Below are 18,504 nucleotides of genomic sequence, written 5' to 3' on the forward strand. Positions count from 1 at the left end.
TCGCAACATGCGCAGCAGATTTTTTATTTCGATCGTTTTTCTGGCAGGGGCGCTCCTGGCGGTTTCCTGTCACTCTTCTACGGTTAAGATTTCGGGTCGTATAGTCGGTTCGGATTGCCGGATGATCTATCTCGAGCAGGTTACTCCGTTGGCGCAGACGCTCATCGATTCGGCGCAACTGGATGAAACCGGGAATTACAAATTGGAATTGTGCGATGTGGACCGTACTCCGGCGCTTTACAACCTGGTCTGCAACGGCGATAAGATTCCCCTGTTCCTGCAGGGCGGAGATCGCTTGACGGTCAGCTCGGTCGGACGTGTGGTGCACAACTATACGGTCGAAGGGTCTGAGGAGTCGGAGTTGCTGCGCCGATTTTATCAGCCGTTTGTGGCCGGGATGCAGCGGCTCGATGCGTTGAGTTCTTCGCCGGAAACTTACAGGATGACCGACGAGGAGATTCGACGGATCGAGTCTGAATATTGGGCCGAATACCGCCGGATCAAACACGAACAGATCAAGTTCATCGTCGAGCATAAGTCTTCCCTGGCCGGGGTATATGCCTTGTACCAGCGGCTTCCGGGCGAAACTTACCTTTTCAACCTCGACGGAGATGTGATTTACTACCGCATGGTGGCGGAAGCCATCGAGGAGCGTTATCCGGAGTCTTCCTACCTGCCGTTGCTGGCCAGTGAGATCGCCCGCATGGATGCGCGGCAAAATCTGATGTCGAATATCGCCGAAACGAATTTTCCCGATGTCGAGTTGCCCGATATGTTCGGCCGTAAAGTGCGTTTGAGTTCGTTGCAGGGAAAGGTCGTGCTGGTGGATTTCTGGTCGGCCGAATTGGGAAACAGCAACGCCATCAACGCCGAATTGAAGGAGGTTTATGCCGAATATGCCGACCGGGGATTCGAAATTTACCAGATCGGTGTGGATGTTTCGAAAGATATCTGGATCAACGCCGTGCAGGAGCAGCAGCTTCCCTGGATTTCGGTTTGCGATTTCCGGGGACGAAATTCTCCCGCACTGGGGCTTTACAACGTGCAGAAACTGCCTGCTAACTTTTTGATCGATCGTGAGGGTATCGTAGTGGCCCGCGATCTTTACGGTACGGGGTTGCAACGGGCGCTCGAAGCGCAATTCGAATAGGCTATGTATTACTTCGCATCGGACATTCATTTGGGCGCGGGAGGGCCGGCTGCGGCCCGTGCGGTCGAGAAACGTTTCGTGGCGTGGCTCGACGAAGTTTCCCGCGATGCCGATGCGGTCTTTATTCTGGGCGACCTTTTCGATTTCTGGTTCGAATACAAACGGGTCGTTCCCAAAGGGTTTGTGCGCGTATTGGGAAAGTTGTGCGAATTGACCGACCGGGGGATTCGGGTGGTTTTCATGACGGGTAATCACGACATGTGGGTTCGTGACTATTTCGAAGCGGAGTGCGGAGTGGAGGTCTATACTTCGCCCAGGATCATGGAGCTTGCCGGCAAACGGGTTTTCCTGGCGCACGGCGACAATATGAAGATCGATCATCTTCCTGTGCTGCGCTTTATGAATGCCGTGTTCCGTTCCAAAACGATCCGTTTCCTTTTTTCATGGCTCGTGCATCCCGACTGGGCGATGCGTTTCGGGCAGTGGTGGAGCGGCAAGTCCCGCAAAAGCCATCTGGTAAGCGAGATGGGCGACCATATTACCGACCCGCTCATCGAATATGCCCGCGAATATGCCGGTGCCGAACGCCCCGATTATTTCATCTTCGGCCATATGCACCAGCCGCGCGACTATTCCGAAGGAAATTTGCGGGTGCTGTGCCTTGGGGAGTGGCACTCCGATCCGGTCTATGCGGTCATCGACTCCGAGGGCAACGCCTCGTTGAAAAAATATTGATTCGACCATGCAACAGTATCTCGATTTGCTCCGTAAGATCCGAAAGGACGGCATTGTGAAGAGCGACCGTACCGGAACCGGTACGCGCAGCATCTTCGGCTACCAGATGCGTTTCGACCTGGAGGCTGGGTTTCCGCTGCTTACCACCAAGAAAGTTTTCCTGAAAGGGGTGATTTACGAACTGCTCTGGTTTTTGCAGGGCGATACCAATATAAAATACCTGTTGGATCACGGGGTCCATATCTGGGACAACGACGCTTACCGCTATTACAACGAACTTTGTGTCCGTCACGGGGTTTTGCCGCTGGAGCGGGAGGCCTTTCTCGATGCCGTGCGGCGGGAAGAGCCTTCGTCGATCGACGGTTACCGTCCGGGCGATTTGAACCATGTGTACGGGTATCAATGGCGCAGTTGGCCCCGTCCCGACGGAGGGTGCATCGACCAGATCCGGCAGGTGATCGACCAGATCAAACACAGCCCCGATTCGCGGCGGATGCTGGTGTCGGCGTGGAACGTGGCCGAGGTGGACGATATGGCGCTGCCGCCCTGCCATGTGCTGTTTCAGTTTTACGTGGCCGGAGGGCGCCTTTCGTGTCAGCTTTACCAGCGGAGCGCGGATACGTTTCTGGGCGTACCGTTCAACATCGCTTCGTACGCGCTGCTGACGATGATGATCGCGCAGGAGTGCGGATTGCGTCCGGGCGATTTCGTCCATACGCTGGGTGATGCGCACCTTTATCTGAACCATGCCGATCAGGTTGCCGAGCAGCTGTCCCGCACGCCCCGGCCGTTGCCGACCCTGCGGCTGAATCCGGCGGTGCGGTCGGTCTTCGATTTCCGTTACGAGGATTTCACGTTGGAGAATTACGATCCCTGGCCGGCGATCAAGGCTCCGATGTCGTTTTAGCTATGCGGGTAATTCTGTATATGCTGTCGGTCGCAGCGCTGTTTTTTTCGGCATCGTGTTCGCATGCGGACAGAGGCGGTAAGGTCGAAACGGAAGTTCCTCGAACTTCGATGGACCCGGAGGGATTGGGCGGCCGGCAGGTGCTGGTATATGAAGGAACTCTTCCGGCGGCTTCCGGCGACGGAATAACATGTGTTAAGCTTACGATCGAAAGCCGGGAACACAGCGGCGACGGTACGTTCACACTCGAGCGGTTTTATTCGGAAGTCGATGCCTGCCGGAGAGAGGTGTCCGTGAGGCGAGGCCGCAGATATACGTTACGGGGGATTCCTGAAAATGCGGATGCGACCGTCTGGCAGCTCGTGACCGAAGAGGGGGACGAAACGATCAACCTGTTGAAAGAAGGGGGTGATACGCTGACCTTGCTGGATGCGAAACAGCGGATCCTGCCATCCGTATCCGGCTTCGAACTGATATTAAAAGAAAAAACGATTGATTAGACATGATTGCCATTATCGTCGCAGTGGCCGAAAACGGAGTGATCGGCGGTGATAATCGCCTTTTGTGGCATATTTCCGAAGATTTGAAGCATTTCAAGGCCGTCACTACGGGACATCCGGTGGTGATGGGCCGCAAAACCTATGAGTCGTTGGGACGTCCGCTGCCGGGTCGGCGCAACGTGGTCGTCACGCGGCAGAATATTTCGATCGAAGGGTGCGACGTGGTGCATTCGCTCGACGAGGCGCTGGCGCTTTTCCGCCCGGAAGAGAAGGTCTTCGTCATCGGGGGGGCGCAGATCTATGCTCAGGCGCTGCCTCTGTGCGACGAGTTCTACCTGACGCGGGTGTTCCATGCCTACCAGGGCGATACCTGTTTTCCGAGGTGGGATGAACGGGAATGGGAAATTATTGACAGCGAGTCGTTTGCTTCGGGGAAGGAGTTTCCTTACCCCTTTGCGTTCGAACATTACAGACGGCGAAAATAGGTATTTCTACTACTGTACGGTACCTGGGGAATGGATAACTTTGCTGCTGCGAAGTTATCTTTTTTGTATGGGTAAGTATTTCGATATGCTGATGGAAGATGTGCGGATGAGGGAGGGCCTTCATTCGTGCATGAATTGCGGCGTGTGTACGGGTGTCTGCCCGGCGGCGGAGTTTTACAATTACGATCCCCGTCAGATCGTCAATATCGTGCAGACGCAGGACGACGATGCGATCGAGGAGCTCATGCGCAGCGATGTGATCTGGTATTGCGGCGAGTGTATGTCGTGCCGGCCCCGCTGTCCCCGAGGCAATACTCCCGCTTATGTCATCCAGGCGCTGCGGACGCTTTCCCAAAAGCTCGGTTTCTTCGTCGAGAGCGAGAAGGGGCGGCAGCAACTGGCCCTCAAGCGCACGATCGGGGAGAATATCCTCCGTACGGGTTACTGTGTGACCCCGAAACTGGTGAAGCCCGAGCTGCATCCCGAGCAGGGTACGGTTTGGGAGTGGATCTACGAGAACGATGAGGAGATTTACGGACAGTTTTCTGCCGCTTACAACCGTCCCGGTGCCGGGGCGCTGCGCAAGCTGGACGACCGGTCCATGGAGGAACTTCACCGGATATTCGACGTCACGGGCGGCAAGGAGTTTTTCGACACGATCGAAAAGCATTCCGACCGCAAGGCCCGCGAGATGGGATACGACGGTGCGGACGACGAGTACATGATGGATACCTACACCAAAAATTCCAACGAACATTATTAGCGTATGAAACGGTCGAGCTGGAGCGATTACCAGAAGGAGATCGCCGACGATAAATATTACTATGTGCGCAGCTGCATCCGTCAGAACTTTTTTCCGGGCAGCGAGAAGGCGTTTTTGAACATGTTGCAAAAGGATCTGGGACGCGATGTCTTCGACGATCCGCTGCACACCTCGTGTACGGGCATCGGCTACCATTCGGACATCGTGCCGCTGGATACGATCATGACGGTCGTGGCCCGGCAGTTCGCGCTGATGACCGATGCGGGGTATGAGAATTTCATCTCTTCGTGCATCACTTCGTTCGGCATCTATACCGAGATACTGGCTACCTGGGAGGAGTTTCCCGAGAAGGAGGAACAGACGCGCGAATACCTTTATAAGGCTACCGGCCGCGAGTTCCGCAAGCCGAAAAGCCTGGCCCACACTTCGGACATCGTTTTCCACTTGCGCGAGGAGATCGCCCGCAAGGCGAAATACCGGCTGGTCAATGCTGCCACCGGAGAGCCGCTGCGGGTGGTCGAACATATCGGCTGCCACTACGCCAAGATTTTCCCCAAGGCGGGTATCGGCGGTTCGGAATTTCCTTATGTGCTCGCCGGTATGATCGATGCGTGGGGCGGCCAGTGCGTCGATTATCCCGAGCGGCGCCATTGCTGCGGTTTCGGATTCCGCAACTACCTGGTGCAGGCCAACCGGGGCTATTCGGTGGCCAATTCGCACAAGAAACTCGAGAGCATGGCTCCCTACAAGCCCGATTTCATCGTGGCCAACTGTCCGGGATGCGCCATGTTCCTCGACAAATGGCAATATACGATCGCCGAGATGGAGGGCGTCACCTACGGTCAGGACGGACGAGGTATTCCGGTACTGACGTACGAGGAGATGGCCGGTCTGGTGCTGGGTTACGATCCCTGGGAACTGGGTATGCAGATGCACCAGGTGGATGTGGAGCCGCTGCTCGAAAAAATGGGCATCGACTACGATCCTGCGGCCAAATACCTGGGGCGCCACGGAAAATTCATCGGGAAACCGGCACCTTCGGCCGTCAATTGCGGCGTTCAGGATATGATCTATAATATCAAGGCACAATGAAAAGAGAGGTTATCATCGTAGGCGGCGGTGTCGCCGGTATTCAGACCGCACTGCGGCTTGCGGATCGCGGCATCCGTCCGACGATCGTCGAGAAAGAGCCCGATCTGGGCGGCAAGCTCCGGGGATGGTATCATCTGTTCCCGTCGCTGACGCCTGCGTCCGAGGTGCTTTCCGAGTTGCGTCGCCGACTGGCGGCACGCGATGTCGAAGTGATGACTTCCGCCGAAGCGGTGTCGATCACCCCCGGCAGCGTGACGTTGGCCGACGGCCGCACCCTGGAGTGCGGCTCGGTGGTCGTTTGCTCCGGCTTCACGCTTTTCGATGCCCGGCTCAAGGAGGAATACGGCTACGGGGTTTATGACAATGTTTTCACTTCGGCCGACATCGAGCGGATGCTCAACGAAGGGAATGTGACTACCTCCAGCGGTCGCCGTCCGCGTCGGATCGCCCTGCTGCACTGCGTGGGATCGCGCGACGAGAAGGTGTGCCAGGCGCATTGTTCGCGTGTTTGCTGCATCACGGGTGTCAAACAGGCCATGGAACTCAAGCGGCTGTTTCCGGATGCCGACGTCTTTAATTTCTATATGGATATTCGTATGTTTGGGCCAGGTTACGAAGAGATGTACCGCGAGGCTCAACAGAATTATAATATTCATTTCGTGCGCGGACGTATTTCGGAAGCGAGCCCGACCTACGACGGCCGGTTGCAGATCAAGGCCGAAGATACCCTGACGGGGCGTCCTTTGCGGATGAGCGTCGATATGCTGGTGCTGCTCGTCGGGATGCGGGCGAACGATTCGAACGCCGATTTCGCGGCTTCGGCCGGGTTGAGGCAGGCGCCCAGCGGCTTCATGGAACCGCAGGACCTCTTCTTGAACAGCGCCCGCAGCGGTGTGGACGGGATCTTTTACGCCGGTACGGTCACCGCGCCGAAGAATATCGGAGAAACATTGAACGAGGCCGATGCGGCAGTGGAAGCCCTGACGGCTTATCTGGGGAGGGTATAGTCATGGCAGCGATCAACTGGGGATATGCGATCAACAAGCCGCGCGTGATCGACATCGACAGCAACAACCTGCGCAAGAGCGACGAGATCCTGCGCGAGATGCCCGAATTGCAGACCTGCATCGGCTGCGGCGGCTGTACGGCGACCTGTACGGCCGGCAACCTTACGGATTTCAATTTCCGCAAACTCCATACGCTCGTGCGCCGGGGCGAATATCAGGGCGTCTATGAACAGATGAACAAATGCATGTTGTGCGGCAAATGCCGCCTGGTGTGTCCTCGTGGAATCAATACGCGGGCCGTGGTGATGCTCATCAAACGTAAACTGGGGGATTTCTGACGATGAATTTTTACGCGACATTCTCTATTCCGTTCATCGTGGGCGTCGTGACGATGTTCGTCGTTCTGATCGTCAAATACGGCTCCTGGATCTTCGGTCTTTCGGCTGCCGACCGCATGCGGATCGTCAAGGGCATTCCTTCGCGGCAGACGCCATTGGCGGTCTGGGAAGTGGTGCGCGAATCGCTGCTGCACCGCCGCATCTTCAAGGTCAATCCCTTGCTGGGCTATATGCACATGAGCCTGGCCTTCGGATGGTTCCTGCTGATCGTCGTCGGATGGATCGAAACGGTCGCCTACCTGGGGTTCCGGTACGTTCCGCTGCATGGGCATGTCTTTTTCAAATATTTCGCCACGGAACTGCCGCACAAGCCGGTCTTCGATTTCCTGATGGATCTGCTGCTGCTGTTCGTACTTTCGGGCGTGACGCTGGCTTTCGGCAAGCGTATCTATTCGCAGGCGATGGGCATGCACCGCACGACCAGGCACGTACTGGGCGACCGAATCGCCCTGTCGGTGCTGTGGCTGATCTTCCCGGCCCGCCTGCTGGCCGAAAGCATCACCTGCGCTCTGCACGGCGGCGGGGGATTTCTCACGGGTACGATCGGCGAGTGGATGGCGCATCATGTCAATCCGATCGTCCTGCAGACGCTGTACGAGCCGTTGTGGTGGGCCTATTCGATCTGTCTGGGGCTATTTTTCATAGTGCTGCCCTTCTCGCGTTATATGCATATCTTCACCGAAATTCCCCTGATTTTTCTGCGCCGCTACAAGCTGCATTCGACCGAGAAGGAGGGATCGTTCGACCGTTTTCAGACCGATGCCTGCTCGCGGTGCGGCATCTGCATCGACCCTTGTCAGTTGCAGAGCGAATTGGGGATCGACGACGTGCAGTCGGTCTATTTCCTGCGTGACCGGCGGTATAACCACCTGCGTCAGTCGGTGGCGAACAACTGCCTGATGTGCGGCCGCTGCGAACAGCGCTGTCCGGTGGGGATCGAACTCAATACGCTGCGTCTGAATTCCCGCGACACGATGCGCAATACGCCCGATGAGAAGCGCTACGAGTATTTTCAGGGGGTGGACCGTTCGGCCGGCGAGGGCCGCGTGGGTTATTTCGCCGGGTGTATGACCCTGCTGACGCCCCGTATCCTGTTGGCGATGGAGCGGATTTTCAAGGCTTCGGGCGAAGAGGTCTGGTGGGCGGACAAGGAGGGCGGCGTTTGCTGCGGCCGGCCTCTGAAGCTCTCCGGTGAAACCGATTCGGCCCGCAAGATGATGGATTACAACATTGCGCTTTTCCGCAAGCACCGGATTACGACGCTCGTCACTTCGTGCCCGATCTGCCTGAAGGTATTCCGGGAGGAGTATCATCTCGAAGGAATCGAAGTGCTGCACCATTCCGAGTATATGCTGCGATTGATCCGGGACGGCCGCCTACAGCTTCGCCGAGGGGCGCAGACATTCACTTACCACGACCCCTGCGAACTGGGACGCGGGAGCCGTATTTACGACCAGCCGCGCGAGGTGATCGAAGCGGTGGGCGTGCTGCTCGAACCGGCCCAGACGCGGGAACACGCCCTCTGCTGCGGCTCTTCGGTGGCCAATACGGCGATTTCGGACGCGCAGCAGCTTCGCTTGGCGCGTTCCGTGGCGAAGGAGTTGAGCGCTACGGGAGCGGGGACGATCGTAACGGCTTGTCCACTTTGTAAAAAAGCTATCGCACGCGGAGCTGACGGCCGGGAGGTGCTGGATCTAGCCGAGGTCGTGGCGGCTGCTTTAGTGTCGAAGACAGTGGCGGCTGTGCCCGACAAGGGCGTCTGACGTTCGTCTGCTCCCGATGGTATGTCCGGATGGAGCGGTGAGGAGGCGTATGAAGTAGGGTTTCTATGAGAAGGCGCTGTTGTGGCAGAACATCGTTGTAGAGCCGTATTGCGGAATTTTTCTGGGGTCGGGGAAGTATATTCGCTAATTTTTCGTATATTCGAGTCGTAGGGAATGGAGTCGGATGGCTTTTATCCGGCATTTAAAAAATCGAGCCATGAGTAAATACGGTTATGACGATACGAGACAGACGCGTTTTCGTCGGCTTCTTTTGGGAATGGGAGTCGCAATGCTTCTGTTCTTTTTGCTGTTGAAAATCTTTTTTGCGGAGCAATTGCCATTTACCTCGCTCCATTGGAAACTGATATTCGGCTATTTTCTTTTGTTGTCTGTTGCGGTACTGGTCTATCCTGTGTTTCGGAAGATGCGCGATCAGGATCGGTGGTCTATTCAGAATGGAGCGATCGAGATCGAGGAGGGAGTATTGCACCTCTCCGTGGTCCGTGGTCGAGAGACCCGACGGTTGAATGTCGAGATAAAGAACCTGAAGATCGTTACGAGCGATGATGTTCGGATTCGGATCGATACTCCGGTCGGACAGCTGACGATCAGTGCCGACAAATTCGTAACTCCGGAGGAGTATGCGAGCTTTCAGGCGGAATTGATTGGTGCCGGCTGCAAGCGCGAGGAGTGATTCATCGGCTTGAAGGCCTGCTTAATCGGTATTTGTTTTTGGGTTTATTGTCGAAATATTTGGCAGAACCATTTTTTTGTTTTATCTTTGCAGTCACAAAAGCGGAATATTCGCATCGAATAAACGATATATCGCGGGATGGAGCAGTTGGCAGCTCGTCGGGCTCATAACCCGAAGGTCGGAGGTTCGAGTCCTCCTCCCGCTACTAAAGTGGACAATTCTCTCGAATTGTCCACTTTTTTTATATTGATGATTTTTAATGGAAATGAGGTCTAATGATTGTGTTTTGTTCTTTATCTAATTGTTTTTTGATATCATGAAAAAAGTATTCGTTGTATTCTTGTTTATTTTTTCAACCGTTTCCACTTTTGCGCAAAGTGAAGGCGAGAGTGTTAAGCCAATAGGGGGAATTACTTTATATCGAAATGTTTCATTGGCGGCAATAGAACAGAACAATTATTTAGATGTGATTGTTAAATTTAAGGCAGCAGAACTTGGTGATTATTTTACCAATGGAGTCAAAGTAGTTGTTGTGGATAATAATACGGGTAAAAAGATTTATAGGAAGCGATTTTCTAAGTCTTATCTTTATGTGTTTTCTGATGGTACAATAGAAGTTGGTAAAGGGAATGCTCTTACCCAAATTATATTATTTAAATATAAGGATGGAAGTGGTTGGGGGATGATATTAAAGGAAAGAGGCATTTATTAGTTTCGTGGAAATATTATATATTTAGTCTTTCTATCTTATGTTAAAGCGTCCGGTTTACCTCTGGCGCTTTTTTTATATTTATAGAGGTGAAATTATTGGTAAACGAAATTTTTTGTTGAAAAAATAGTACTATGTATTGCATGGTAATTACTTTTACATTATATTTGTAGTGTGATAGAACTGTAAAGAATATACAACTCATTTATTAATGATAGATATTGACCATGAAAGAGACTATTAGCGTAAATTTGGCTTCCCAGGCATTTACTTTCGACAAGGATGCTTACCGTCGGTTGAAGGAGTACCTGGATGCGATCCGTCGGCGGTTGCCGGCCGGTGATCCGGAAATTCTCAACGATGTGGAAGCCCGACTGGCAGAGATTTTCCGGTCCAGGATTTCATCGCCGATGATGGTCGTTACCCTTCAGATGGTGCAGGGGGCGATGGCGCAAATGGGCGATCCTTCGGAATTCGGCGAGCTGCCGACCGGGGAGAAGCGAGACGAGGCGTCCGTGGATGCGGAGAGTGCCTCGTGCGTCAGTTCCCGGCACTTGTACCGTTCGCGGACGAATCGTTCGATCGCAGGCGTGTGCGGCGGAATCGCTGAGTTCTTCGGGATCGACTCGACGATCCTGCGCCTTATCACGCTGTTCCTGATTCTTTTCGGCGGTCTGTCGCTGTGGGTTTACATCATCCTGTGGATCGTGATTCCGTCGGAACCTTTGAATTGTATCTCTTCGAAATCTAAGAATCTGTTTTGAATTTTATAGATGAGTTGAACATTCGCTGTGAGAAAGTGTTTCGGCTTCTTTGAGCCTCTTTTCGGTATCTTCTTTTTTAGCTGGTTTTGAAAATAGCCCGCAATTTACGGCAACTACCCAAAAAGAATCTACTCGAAAACGGCTTTCGAATAATCTCGAATAAAATTCAAACAGCTTCTAAAAATGGAAATCTATGAAAGCAGAAAGAAATCATGCGAGATTGTACCGTTCGTCGGACGATGTAGTCATTGCCGGTGTGTGCGCCGGAGTAGCCGATTATTTGGGACTCCCGTCGGGAAAGGTGCGGCTGGCGACGCTGCTCCTGGTACTGGTCGGCGGTTTGTCGATTTGGGTTTATATCCTGTTGTGGATCGTCGTACCCAAAGGTCCCAAACGGCTCGAAGGGAATTCCCGGTAGGCCGAATCCGGGACAGCCCGGAAACTGCCCGGGGAAAGGGTTGCGTATTTCCGATATGCGGACCGGACCCGGAGCTGAAACATGAAATAAGAAATTCAATGTATAAACAACGATGATATGGTTGAGGATAACGTAAAGGCGCAGATGCGCAAGGGTATTCTGGATTACTGCATCCTGGCGATCCTCTCGCAGGGGGATTCTTATGCTCCGAAGATCATCGCCGAACTCAAGGAGGCGGAGATGATCGTGGTCGAAGGGACGCTGTATCCGATCCTGACGCGGCAGAAGAATGCGGGCCTGCTCACTTACCGGTGGGAAGAGTCCCCGCAGGGACCGCCCCGCAAGTACTATTCCCTTACGGACAAGGGGCGGGAGTACCTGGCTTCGCTGGATGAAGCGTGGGAGGAACTGGTAGGACAAATTCAAATGATTCGCCACCGGGAAAACGACCCGGCATAACCGATTGATTAATTAAAAAACTGAAAACGATGAAAAAATTGATGATGGCCCTGTTGGCAATGATGGCCGTTCTGTTCGGTACGACAGCGTGCGGAGGCAGTATCTTCGGTCAAACCCGGATCAAGGGAAGCGGAAATCTGATAACCCGCACCGTGGCGGTCGGAAACTTTCATACCATCGATGCTTCGCGCGGAGTGAAGGTCCTGCTTACCGACGAGCCCGGCGATATCGAAATCTGTGCGGATGATAACCTGATCGAGTACGTGCGGGTCGGGATCGATGGTGGCGAGTTGAAGATTACGGTCGCTCCTCGCATTCATGCAGTGCCTTCGGAGCAGATCCTGGTGCGCGTACCTTACAACGGAAATATCCGCAAATTGGAGGCTTCCTCCGCTGCGAAGATCGTGGCCAAGACACTCTTTACCGGCAGAATGCTGGAGATCGAAGCGTCGAGCGCAGCCAGGATCCGTGTGGATGCACAGGTCGAAACGTGTGAAATCGACGCTTCGAGCAGCGCTAAAGTCGTGGCGCAGATCGATGCGGACCGTCTGGAAGCGGATGCTTCGAGTGCATCGTCGATTCTGTTGCAGGGGGCGGTGCAGAAAGCGGTGTTCGAAGCCTCTTCCGCTGCGTCGATCGATGCCCGGAAGCTGGTCGCACACTTCTGCGAGGCGGAGGCGTCGAGCGCTGCCGATATTCGGGTCTATTGCGAGCAGGCTTTGCAATCCCGAACGTCGAGCGCCGGAAGCGTTTCCTATGCTGGACCGTGCAGTGTGAATTCTGCCGATACGAGCGGCGGTTCTACTCGCGGTGCAGCGAATAACGAACTCAAATAGACCGATCGCGATGAAAGAGGTTAAGAAATGCAGTATTTCGGGGATTGCCTTCACGATGGAGGCCGATGCCTTTCAGGTGCTTTCGCGTTACCTGGAGAGCTTGAACGATACGTATAGAAATACCGACGGCGGAAAGGAGATCGTCGAGGATATCGAGGCCCGTATCGCCGAGCTGATTCTCTCGCACCAGGATAATTCTAAAGTGGTGGAGCTATCGTTGGTCGAGGAGATTATCGCTCAAATGGGGTCTGCCGAAGCCATTCGGGAACAGGAGGGCCGTGAAGCCCCGCGCGGCGAAGGCCGGATTCCGCGTCGCCTGTACCGGGATATGGACCAGGCGCGCCTGGGCGGTGTCTGTTCGGGTGTGGCCAAGTATTTCGGGACCAGTCCCACGTGGATCCGTCTGCTGATGTTCCTGCCGCTCATTCTGTTGCTGTTGTTGGGATGGATTCCGTTTTTCTGGTGGCTTGTGCCGCTGATGAGCAACTTGCTCGGCGTGTTCTTTATTTGCTACCTGATTATGTGGTTCGCTGTACCGGCAGCCCGTACTGCGCGTCAGAAGCTCGAACAAAACGGACAGCGGATTACCGTACAATCCATCGAGGAGGCTTCGGCGGCGAATCACGATGTCGATGCCGATGCCAAACCGGTCGTTGCCAAGGCCGTTTATGCCTTGGGGCAGGTCGTCCTGATTGTATTGAAACTCCTGGCCGGCTTGCTGGTATTCGGGTTGATTCTGGGTGCATGCGCATTGATTATCGGTCTGTTTGCTGTCGGGATGGCCGGTCCGGAGGTTGTGTCTATCGATGCGGGCATCTGGACGGTGTCGCTGGGGATTATGACCGCGTTGGTGCCGGTGCTGTTGCTGATTTATGTGTTGATGTGCCTGATTGCTTCCCGCAAACCGAGCCGCCGGGCCGTCCTGACGACTTTCCTAATCTGGATATTGATTATTATCGGCCTGGGTGTTTCTGCGGTCCGGGAGCGTGAGCGGGGATATGAATGGTATGAGATAAGGACGGAAAGCTACGATCCGGATATGGAATTACCGGCTTTGCCGGACCCCGGATCTGCCGATAACTCTTTGTTAAGAGTGGATACACCCGAAGGCATGGTTGATTTGAGTGCCGGGGAAGGCCGGGTGAAGATCGCGGTGGAGGATAAGGAGGACGGTGAGAAAGTCGATATCCGTGTCGGTTCGAAAGGCGTGAAGATTACCGCGACGGAACCTGCGGCCGAATGCGATGATTTTGATTGATTTTGAATAAAAGCGTTGATCGAAATAAAAAGTTTTTTCAGGTCGGAGCCGGATCTTTTTCCTGAGGGAAAAGTCCGGCTCCGGTTTTTGTGGCGGACCGAAGGAGCACGCCGCAAGGCATATTGCACGGAAGTTGTGTGGCGGAAGGTGCGGACGTTCGGAATTTCCCGGCTCCGGCGGAGCGGGACTGCCGCGTGCGACGGTCGTTTCCCTCGGAGTAAAGTTGCGGAGGACGGTTGTTTTTCGTATATTTGACTTCGTCCAATATACTCGCGCTCGGCCGAGCTAAAATAAATTTTGCTCGGCACTCGACTTATTCGTATATTTGGCTTACCCCGAATATACTCCCGCTCGACAAAACCGAATAAAATTCGCTTTTGTTCTCGACTTATTCGTATATTTGAACGTTTTTTCAGTAAAAAGAAAAAGTATGGCTGCAATTAAGTGTATCGGAGTGCTGACTTCGGGGGGCGATGCTCCCGGGATGAATGCCGCGATCCGTGCCGTGACGCGTACGGCGATCTATAACGGGTATTCCGTAAAAGGTATCATGCGCGGTTATAAGGGATTGGTCGATGACGAAATCATCGACCTGCAATCGGATTCCGTGAGCAATATCATCCAGCAGGGCGGCACGATGCTGAAGACGGCCCGCAGCCAGGAGTTTATGACCCCTGAAGGGCGCCGCCGGGCTTATGAGAATATGAAGCGCAGCGGTATCGATGCGTTGGTGGTGATCGGCGGGGACGGTTCGTTGAAGGGCGCCTGTATTTTCGCTCAGGAGTTCGATGTGCCGATCGTCGGCCTGCCGGGTACGATCGATAACGACTTGGGCGGTACGGACGCTACGATCGGCTACGATACGGCGCTCAATACGATCGTCGAGGCGGTGGACAAACTGCGCGATACGGCTTCCAGCCATGAACGCCTCTTCTTCGTCGAGGTTATGGGACATACGGCCGGCTATCTGGCGTTGAACGGGGCGATCGCTTCGGGAGCCGAAGCCGCGATCATTCCCGAGATGGACACGGAGGTCGATCAACTGGGCGAGCTCATCAACCAGGGATTCCGCAAAAGTAAAAATTCGGCGATCGTGCTGGTGGCCGAGAATCCCGCTACGGGCGGTGCCATGGGGCTTGCCGAACGCGTGAAGCAGGAGTTTCCGCAGTACGATGCCCGGGTGACTATTCTGGGACATATCCAGCGGGGCGGGTCGCCGTCGGCAATCGACCGTATCATGGCTTCGCGTATGGGCGAAGCCTCCATCGAGGCGCTTATGGAGGGGCAGCGCAATGTGATGATCGGTATGAGCAACGGCCAGATCGTCTATGTTCCCTTCTCGCGTGCTGTCAGCCACGACCGGACTATCGATCGCGGAGCGGTGGATCTGGTGCGCATCCTCTCTATCTGACATTATTTTCGAACAATACTGACTTCATGAAACGCGTAATAGGAATAGGAAACGCTCTGACAGACATGTTGGTCAATCTGAAGACCGACAAAGTACTCGATACGTTCAATTTGCCGAAAGGTTCGATGAGCCTGGTGGATGCCGCCTTGCAGACCGAGATTTCGAAATCGGTCGCCGGTCTGCCTTACTCGCTCTCGCTCGGAGGATCGGCCGGCAATACGATCCGGGCGATGGCCCGTTTGGGTTGCGACGTGGGCTTTATCGGCAAGGTGGGAACCGACAAGACGGGAGATTTCTTCATTCAGGCTCTTGAGAACCTGGGTATAGAACCCTTTATTTTCCGGGGAAAGGAGCGCTCGGGACGGTGCGTGTCGCTCATTTCTCCCGACGGGGAACGGACGATGGTGACATTCCTGGGAGCTGCGCTGGAGTTGAGTGCGGCAGAGGTTACGCCTGCTATTTTCGAAGGTTACGACTGTCTCTATATCGAAGGTTATCTGGTGCAGGATCACGAGTTGATTGCCGGTGCGGTCCGTACGGCTAAAGCCTGCGGTCTGAAGGTAGCGATCGACCTGGCGAGTTTCAATGTCGTGGAGGCCAACCTGGAATTTCTGCGCTCGCTCATTCAGGATTACGTCGATATCGTTTTTGCCAACGAGGACGAAGCGAAAGCCTTCACCGGCGAGGGCGAGCCGCTCAATGCCTTGCAGATGCTTTCGGAGCTGTGCGAGCTGGCCGTCGTGAAGGTCGGTATCAAGGGGGCTTTGATCAAGCGGGGCAGCGAAGTGGTCCACGTGGGGATCATGGCCGCAGCCAAGCGGGTCGATACGACGGGTGCGGGCGATCTGTATGCTGCCGGATTCCTCTCCGGGTTATGCGAGGGGCTGACGCTGCGTCAGTGCGGTACGATCGGTGCCATCGTCGCCGGGAAGGTGATCGAAGTGGTCGGAACGACTTTCAGCGAGGAGGCGTGGCAGCACGCTTTCCAGCTGGTCGAGAAGGTCCGGTCGGAGAAATACCTGTTCTAAAGGGAACAAGTGTCGTAAAAAGAGAAGGGTGACTTTTACAGTCACCCTTTTTTCAATATTCCCCGTGTGATCTGCCTCCGCATCAGGAGCAGATAGCGGGCTTTGGGGACGGAGAACCGCAACAGGAAGCCGAGAGCCAACAGAAGCGTTGCGCCCCACTTGACAGCCTCGCCCGATAACAGACGTACGGTTTGCCCCCTCATTCCGGCTCGCAGACGCTGGGTGCGTCCGACCTGGCAGCATAGCGATTCGAAGTATTCCCGGGAGGTCTTTCGCGGCGGAATGATATGCCACATGATTGCCGTCGGAACGTAGTAGCAACGCTCTCCGGCATCTGCCAACCGCTGAAAAAGATCGCTCTCTTCGCCTCCGATCAGTTGCTCGCCGGTCCGCCCCAGCGAAGGGTCGAAGGCGCCGTATCGTTGGACCGTCGAACGCCGCAGGGCCATGTTGCCGCCGCCGGGAATACGTCCTTTCGGAAACGGGCGGATCTTTCGCCCCAGGTCGATCGGATTGGCTATCGGACGTTCGGTATAACTCGACATCCAGACCGGGCGTCCCGCAGGATATTCGGGTATGATAGGGCCTCCGGCCGATGCGGCGTCGGGGTAGGCGTCGAAGAGGGCGACGTACGAAGAGATGAACTGTTCGTTGATGCGTTCGTCGTCGTCGATGATGGCGATGTATTCGCCCCGGCTTTCGTCGATACCCCGGTTGCGGGCATGGGAGAGCCCCTGCCGGGTTTCGGTCACGATCCGCAGGTTGATTGCGGGATGTTCTGTTGCGAACGCTTCGAACCGGGCGAGCGTGTCGTCCTGCGAATTGTTGTTCACGACGATGCACTCCCACTCTGCGGCCGGAAAATCCTGCCGCACGACCGACCGGAGCGCTTCGACGAGCGCTGCGGAACGGTTGTAAGTGGCGATGATGAGCGATAATCGGATCATAGGGCAAAGATAGTGAAAGCCGAGAGAAAACGGGAACTTGTTCCCAATTTTCCGAGGCGTATCCTATCTTCTACAAAGATAGTGAAAGGTGAGGGCAATCGAACATTTATTCGAGCTTTGCCGAGTTTTCTTATTTGGGCCGACGGTTATGGTCCGATATACTTTCCCGGATGAAAAATACCCCTGCAGTTCGGGCAGGGGTATTCGGTCCGGCGGAATCGGTTTATTTCCGAATGACCAGGTATTTCGATATGCTCCAGAATTTTGCGGGATCGGTGATTTCGAGCGTTACCAGTTTGTCTTCGCCCGGTGTGAGCGTGTAGCTCTCTTTGGGGTGCGAGGTGAGCAGTTTGGGCTTTTTGCTGCCCGTTTCGATTCGGGTCAGATTCCGCAGGTCGGCCGATGTGAATGCCGATTTGTCGAAGTCGCCATCCATGATGCTCTTGGTTTTGAAGAGTCCGTTGCCTTCGACGATGCGAGCCTCCTTGAGCTGCTTCATATCGGCGATGCAGAACCAGACGACATTGAGCTGGCTATCCTGTTCCTCGATCGTAGTTTTTTGGCTGGCAGTGACTTCGTTCAATCCGGCGATGTCCTTGTTGAGCTCCTCGACCGTACCGGCGAGCTCCTCGATCTCAATGTTTTTTTGGGACAGCTCGGTCTGAAGCGATTCGATCTGTGCGACTTTCCGGGTCATTTCTTCCTGCAGACGTTTGATCGTCCCGGCCAGCGAAGCGTTCTTGCGGCCGCTTTGTGCGAATTGTGCTTCGAGTTCGGCGATTCGCTCCTTGTTTTGGAGCAGGATACCCTTGATTTGGTTGATCTGCGATACCATCTGTTGTTTTTTGTCCAGCGGCTTGTTTTCGATGTCGCTTATTTGAGTCATCACGCGGTCTTCGACTTCGCGGATCGACTGAAATCCGGTTTCGATCTCATTGAGGATTTCCAGCGTTTGATCGTACTTTTGCTCGACGGTGAGCAGCGAGTCCCGTTGGGCGAGCAGGGTCTGGTATTTTCCCGATTTTTCGACGCATGACACTGCGGTCAGCGCTACGGCTGCGAGAGCCAGAATAAGTCTGAATGTCTTCATTGGTATTGGAATTTGGTTTTTGCAATTAGAAATATCCAATCGTGTGCCATTGTATTCAAAATGTTGATTGATAATTTGTTGTTGCGATAT

The 18,504-nt window shown here is 54.5% G+C and carries 21 protein-coding genes and 1 tRNA gene; 20 read left to right on the forward strand and 2 right to left on the reverse strand.

All coding sequences use genetic code 11. From position 1 onward, the window contains the following. Nucleotides 1-7: 7 nt before the first annotated feature. The 20 genes from ALIPUT_RS09680 to ALIPUT_RS09780 all read left to right on the forward strand — a co-directional run bounded on the left by ALIPUT_RS09680 (nucleotide 8) and on the right by ALIPUT_RS09780 (nucleotide 16,377). Nucleotides 8-1,150 (forward strand): peroxiredoxin family protein, encoded by a 1,143-nt coding sequence (locus ALIPUT_RS09680; protein WP_050751522.1) that lies wholly within the window; start codon nucleotides 8-10, stop codon nucleotides 1,148-1,150. Nucleotides 1,151-1,153: 3 nt separating this feature from the next. Then, on the forward strand, nucleotides 1,154-1,885 hold the full coding sequence (locus tag ALIPUT_RS09685) for a UDP-2,3-diacylglucosamine diphosphatase (protein WP_004329724.1): 732 nt from the start codon (nucleotides 1,154-1,156) through the stop codon (nucleotides 1,883-1,885). Nucleotides 1,886-1,892: 7 nt separating this feature from the next. After that, on the forward strand, nucleotides 1,893-2,792 hold the full coding sequence (thyA, locus tag ALIPUT_RS09690; RefSeq protein WP_004329725.1) for a thymidylate synthase: 900 nt from the start codon (nucleotides 1,893-1,895) through the stop codon (nucleotides 2,790-2,792). A 2-nt stretch (nucleotides 2,793-2,794) separates the two neighbouring features. Then, the gene (locus ALIPUT_RS12160; RefSeq protein WP_004329726.1) at nucleotides 2,795-3,292 is read left to right on the forward strand and encodes a copper resistance protein NlpE N-terminal domain-containing protein; all 498 of its coding nucleotides are present in this window, start codon (nucleotides 2,795-2,797) and stop codon (nucleotides 3,290-3,292) included. A gap of 2 nt (nucleotides 3,293-3,294) precedes the next feature. Next, the gene (locus ALIPUT_RS09700) at nucleotides 3,295-3,777 is read left to right on the forward strand and encodes a dihydrofolate reductase (protein ID WP_004329727.1); all 483 of its coding nucleotides are present in this window, start codon (nucleotides 3,295-3,297) and stop codon (nucleotides 3,775-3,777) included. A gap of 67 nt (nucleotides 3,778-3,844) precedes the next feature. Further along, a complete protein-coding gene (locus ALIPUT_RS09705; RefSeq protein WP_004329728.1) occupies nucleotides 3,845-4,540 on the forward strand; it encodes a 4Fe-4S dicluster domain-containing protein in 696 nt (231 codons plus the stop codon). 3 nt (nucleotides 4,541-4,543) lie between these two features. After that, complete coding sequence (locus tag ALIPUT_RS09710; protein WP_004329729.1) at nucleotides 4,544-5,632, forward strand: heterodisulfide reductase-related iron-sulfur binding cluster; 1,089 nt, start codon at nucleotides 4,544-4,546, stop codon at nucleotides 5,630-5,632. Then, nucleotides 5,629-6,639, forward strand: a complete 1,011-nt coding sequence (locus tag ALIPUT_RS09715; protein WP_004329730.1) for an FAD-dependent oxidoreductase — start codon at nucleotides 5,629-5,631, stop codon at nucleotides 6,637-6,639. The genes ALIPUT_RS09710 and ALIPUT_RS09715 overlap by 4 nt, the downstream gene beginning before the upstream one ends. 2 nt (nucleotides 6,640-6,641) lie before the next feature. Next, entirely contained in the window at nucleotides 6,642-6,977 is a 336-nt protein-coding gene (locus ALIPUT_RS09720; RefSeq protein ID WP_004329731.1) for a 4Fe-4S dicluster domain-containing protein, read from the forward strand. Nucleotides 6,978-6,979: 2 nt separating this feature from the next. Then, nucleotides 6,980-8,800 (forward strand): (Fe-S)-binding protein, encoded by a 1,821-nt coding sequence (locus tag ALIPUT_RS09725; protein WP_004329732.1) that lies wholly within the window; start codon nucleotides 6,980-6,982, stop codon nucleotides 8,798-8,800. Nucleotides 8,801-9,017: 217 nt separating this feature from the next. After that, complete coding sequence (locus ALIPUT_RS09730; RefSeq protein WP_040293791.1) at nucleotides 9,018-9,494, forward strand: hypothetical protein; 477 nt, start codon at nucleotides 9,018-9,020, stop codon at nucleotides 9,492-9,494. A 132-nt stretch (nucleotides 9,495-9,626) separates the two neighbouring features. Next, a tRNA-Met gene (locus ALIPUT_RS09735) sits at nucleotides 9,627-9,699 on the forward strand. Between the two features lie 111 nt (nucleotides 9,700-9,810). Next, nucleotides 9,811-10,206: a hypothetical protein gene (locus tag ALIPUT_RS09740; RefSeq protein ID WP_004329734.1), complete on the forward strand. Its 396-nt coding sequence runs from the start codon at nucleotides 9,811-9,813 to the stop codon at nucleotides 10,204-10,206. Nucleotides 10,207-10,430: 224 nt separating this feature from the next. Further along, on the forward strand, nucleotides 10,431-10,967 hold the full coding sequence (locus ALIPUT_RS09745; protein WP_004329736.1) for a PspC domain-containing protein: 537 nt from the start codon (nucleotides 10,431-10,433) through the stop codon (nucleotides 10,965-10,967). 193 nt (nucleotides 10,968-11,160) lie between these two features. Further along, entirely contained in the window at nucleotides 11,161-11,385 is a 225-nt protein-coding gene (locus tag ALIPUT_RS09750; RefSeq protein ID WP_004329737.1) for a PspC domain-containing protein, read from the forward strand. A 117-nt stretch (nucleotides 11,386-11,502) separates the two neighbouring features. After that, nucleotides 11,503-11,844, forward strand: a complete 342-nt coding sequence (locus ALIPUT_RS09755) for a PadR family transcriptional regulator (protein WP_004329738.1) — start codon at nucleotides 11,503-11,505, stop codon at nucleotides 11,842-11,844. A gap of 29 nt (nucleotides 11,845-11,873) precedes the next feature. Further along, entirely contained in the window at nucleotides 11,874-12,680 is an 807-nt protein-coding gene (locus tag ALIPUT_RS09760) for a head GIN domain-containing protein (RefSeq protein ID WP_004329739.1), read from the forward strand. A 10-nt stretch (nucleotides 12,681-12,690) separates the two neighbouring features. After that, nucleotides 12,691-13,938 carry a PspC domain-containing protein gene (locus tag ALIPUT_RS09765; RefSeq protein ID WP_004329740.1) on the forward strand — a complete coding sequence of 416 codons (1,248 nt, stop codon included), beginning with the start codon at nucleotides 12,691-12,693 and terminating at the stop codon, nucleotides 13,936-13,938. A 430-nt stretch (nucleotides 13,939-14,368) separates the two neighbouring features. Next, nucleotides 14,369-15,349 carry a 6-phosphofructokinase gene (gene pfkA, locus ALIPUT_RS09775; protein WP_004329743.1) on the forward strand — a complete coding sequence of 327 codons (981 nt, stop codon included), beginning with the start codon at nucleotides 14,369-14,371 and terminating at the stop codon, nucleotides 15,347-15,349. A 26-nt stretch (nucleotides 15,350-15,375) separates the two neighbouring features. Then, nucleotides 15,376-16,377, forward strand: a complete 1,002-nt coding sequence (locus ALIPUT_RS09780) for an adenosine kinase (RefSeq protein ID WP_004329744.1) — start codon at nucleotides 15,376-15,378, stop codon at nucleotides 16,375-16,377. 41 nt (nucleotides 16,378-16,418) lie between these two features. Here the strand turns inward: ALIPUT_RS09780 and ALIPUT_RS09785 are convergent, their stop codons facing one another. Together ALIPUT_RS09785 and ALIPUT_RS09790 are read right to left on the reverse strand one after the other, a co-directional pair. Continuing rightward, nucleotides 16,419-17,324 (reverse strand): glycosyltransferase family 2 protein, encoded by a 906-nt coding sequence (locus tag ALIPUT_RS09785; RefSeq protein WP_004329745.1) that lies wholly within the window; start codon nucleotides 17,322-17,324, stop codon nucleotides 16,419-16,421. A 223-nt stretch (nucleotides 17,325-17,547) separates the two neighbouring features. Continuing rightward, the gene (locus tag ALIPUT_RS09790) at nucleotides 17,548-18,414 is read right to left on the reverse strand and encodes a Cbp1 family collagen-binding glycoprotein adhesin (protein WP_004329746.1); all 867 of its coding nucleotides are present in this window, start codon (nucleotides 18,412-18,414) and stop codon (nucleotides 17,548-17,550) included. Nucleotides 18,415-18,504: the final 90 nt, after the last annotated feature.

This window comes from Alistipes putredinis DSM 17216, from assembly GCF_000154465.1.
Lineage (GTDB): Bacteria > Bacteroidota > Bacteroidia > Bacteroidales > Rikenellaceae > Alistipes > Alistipes putredinis.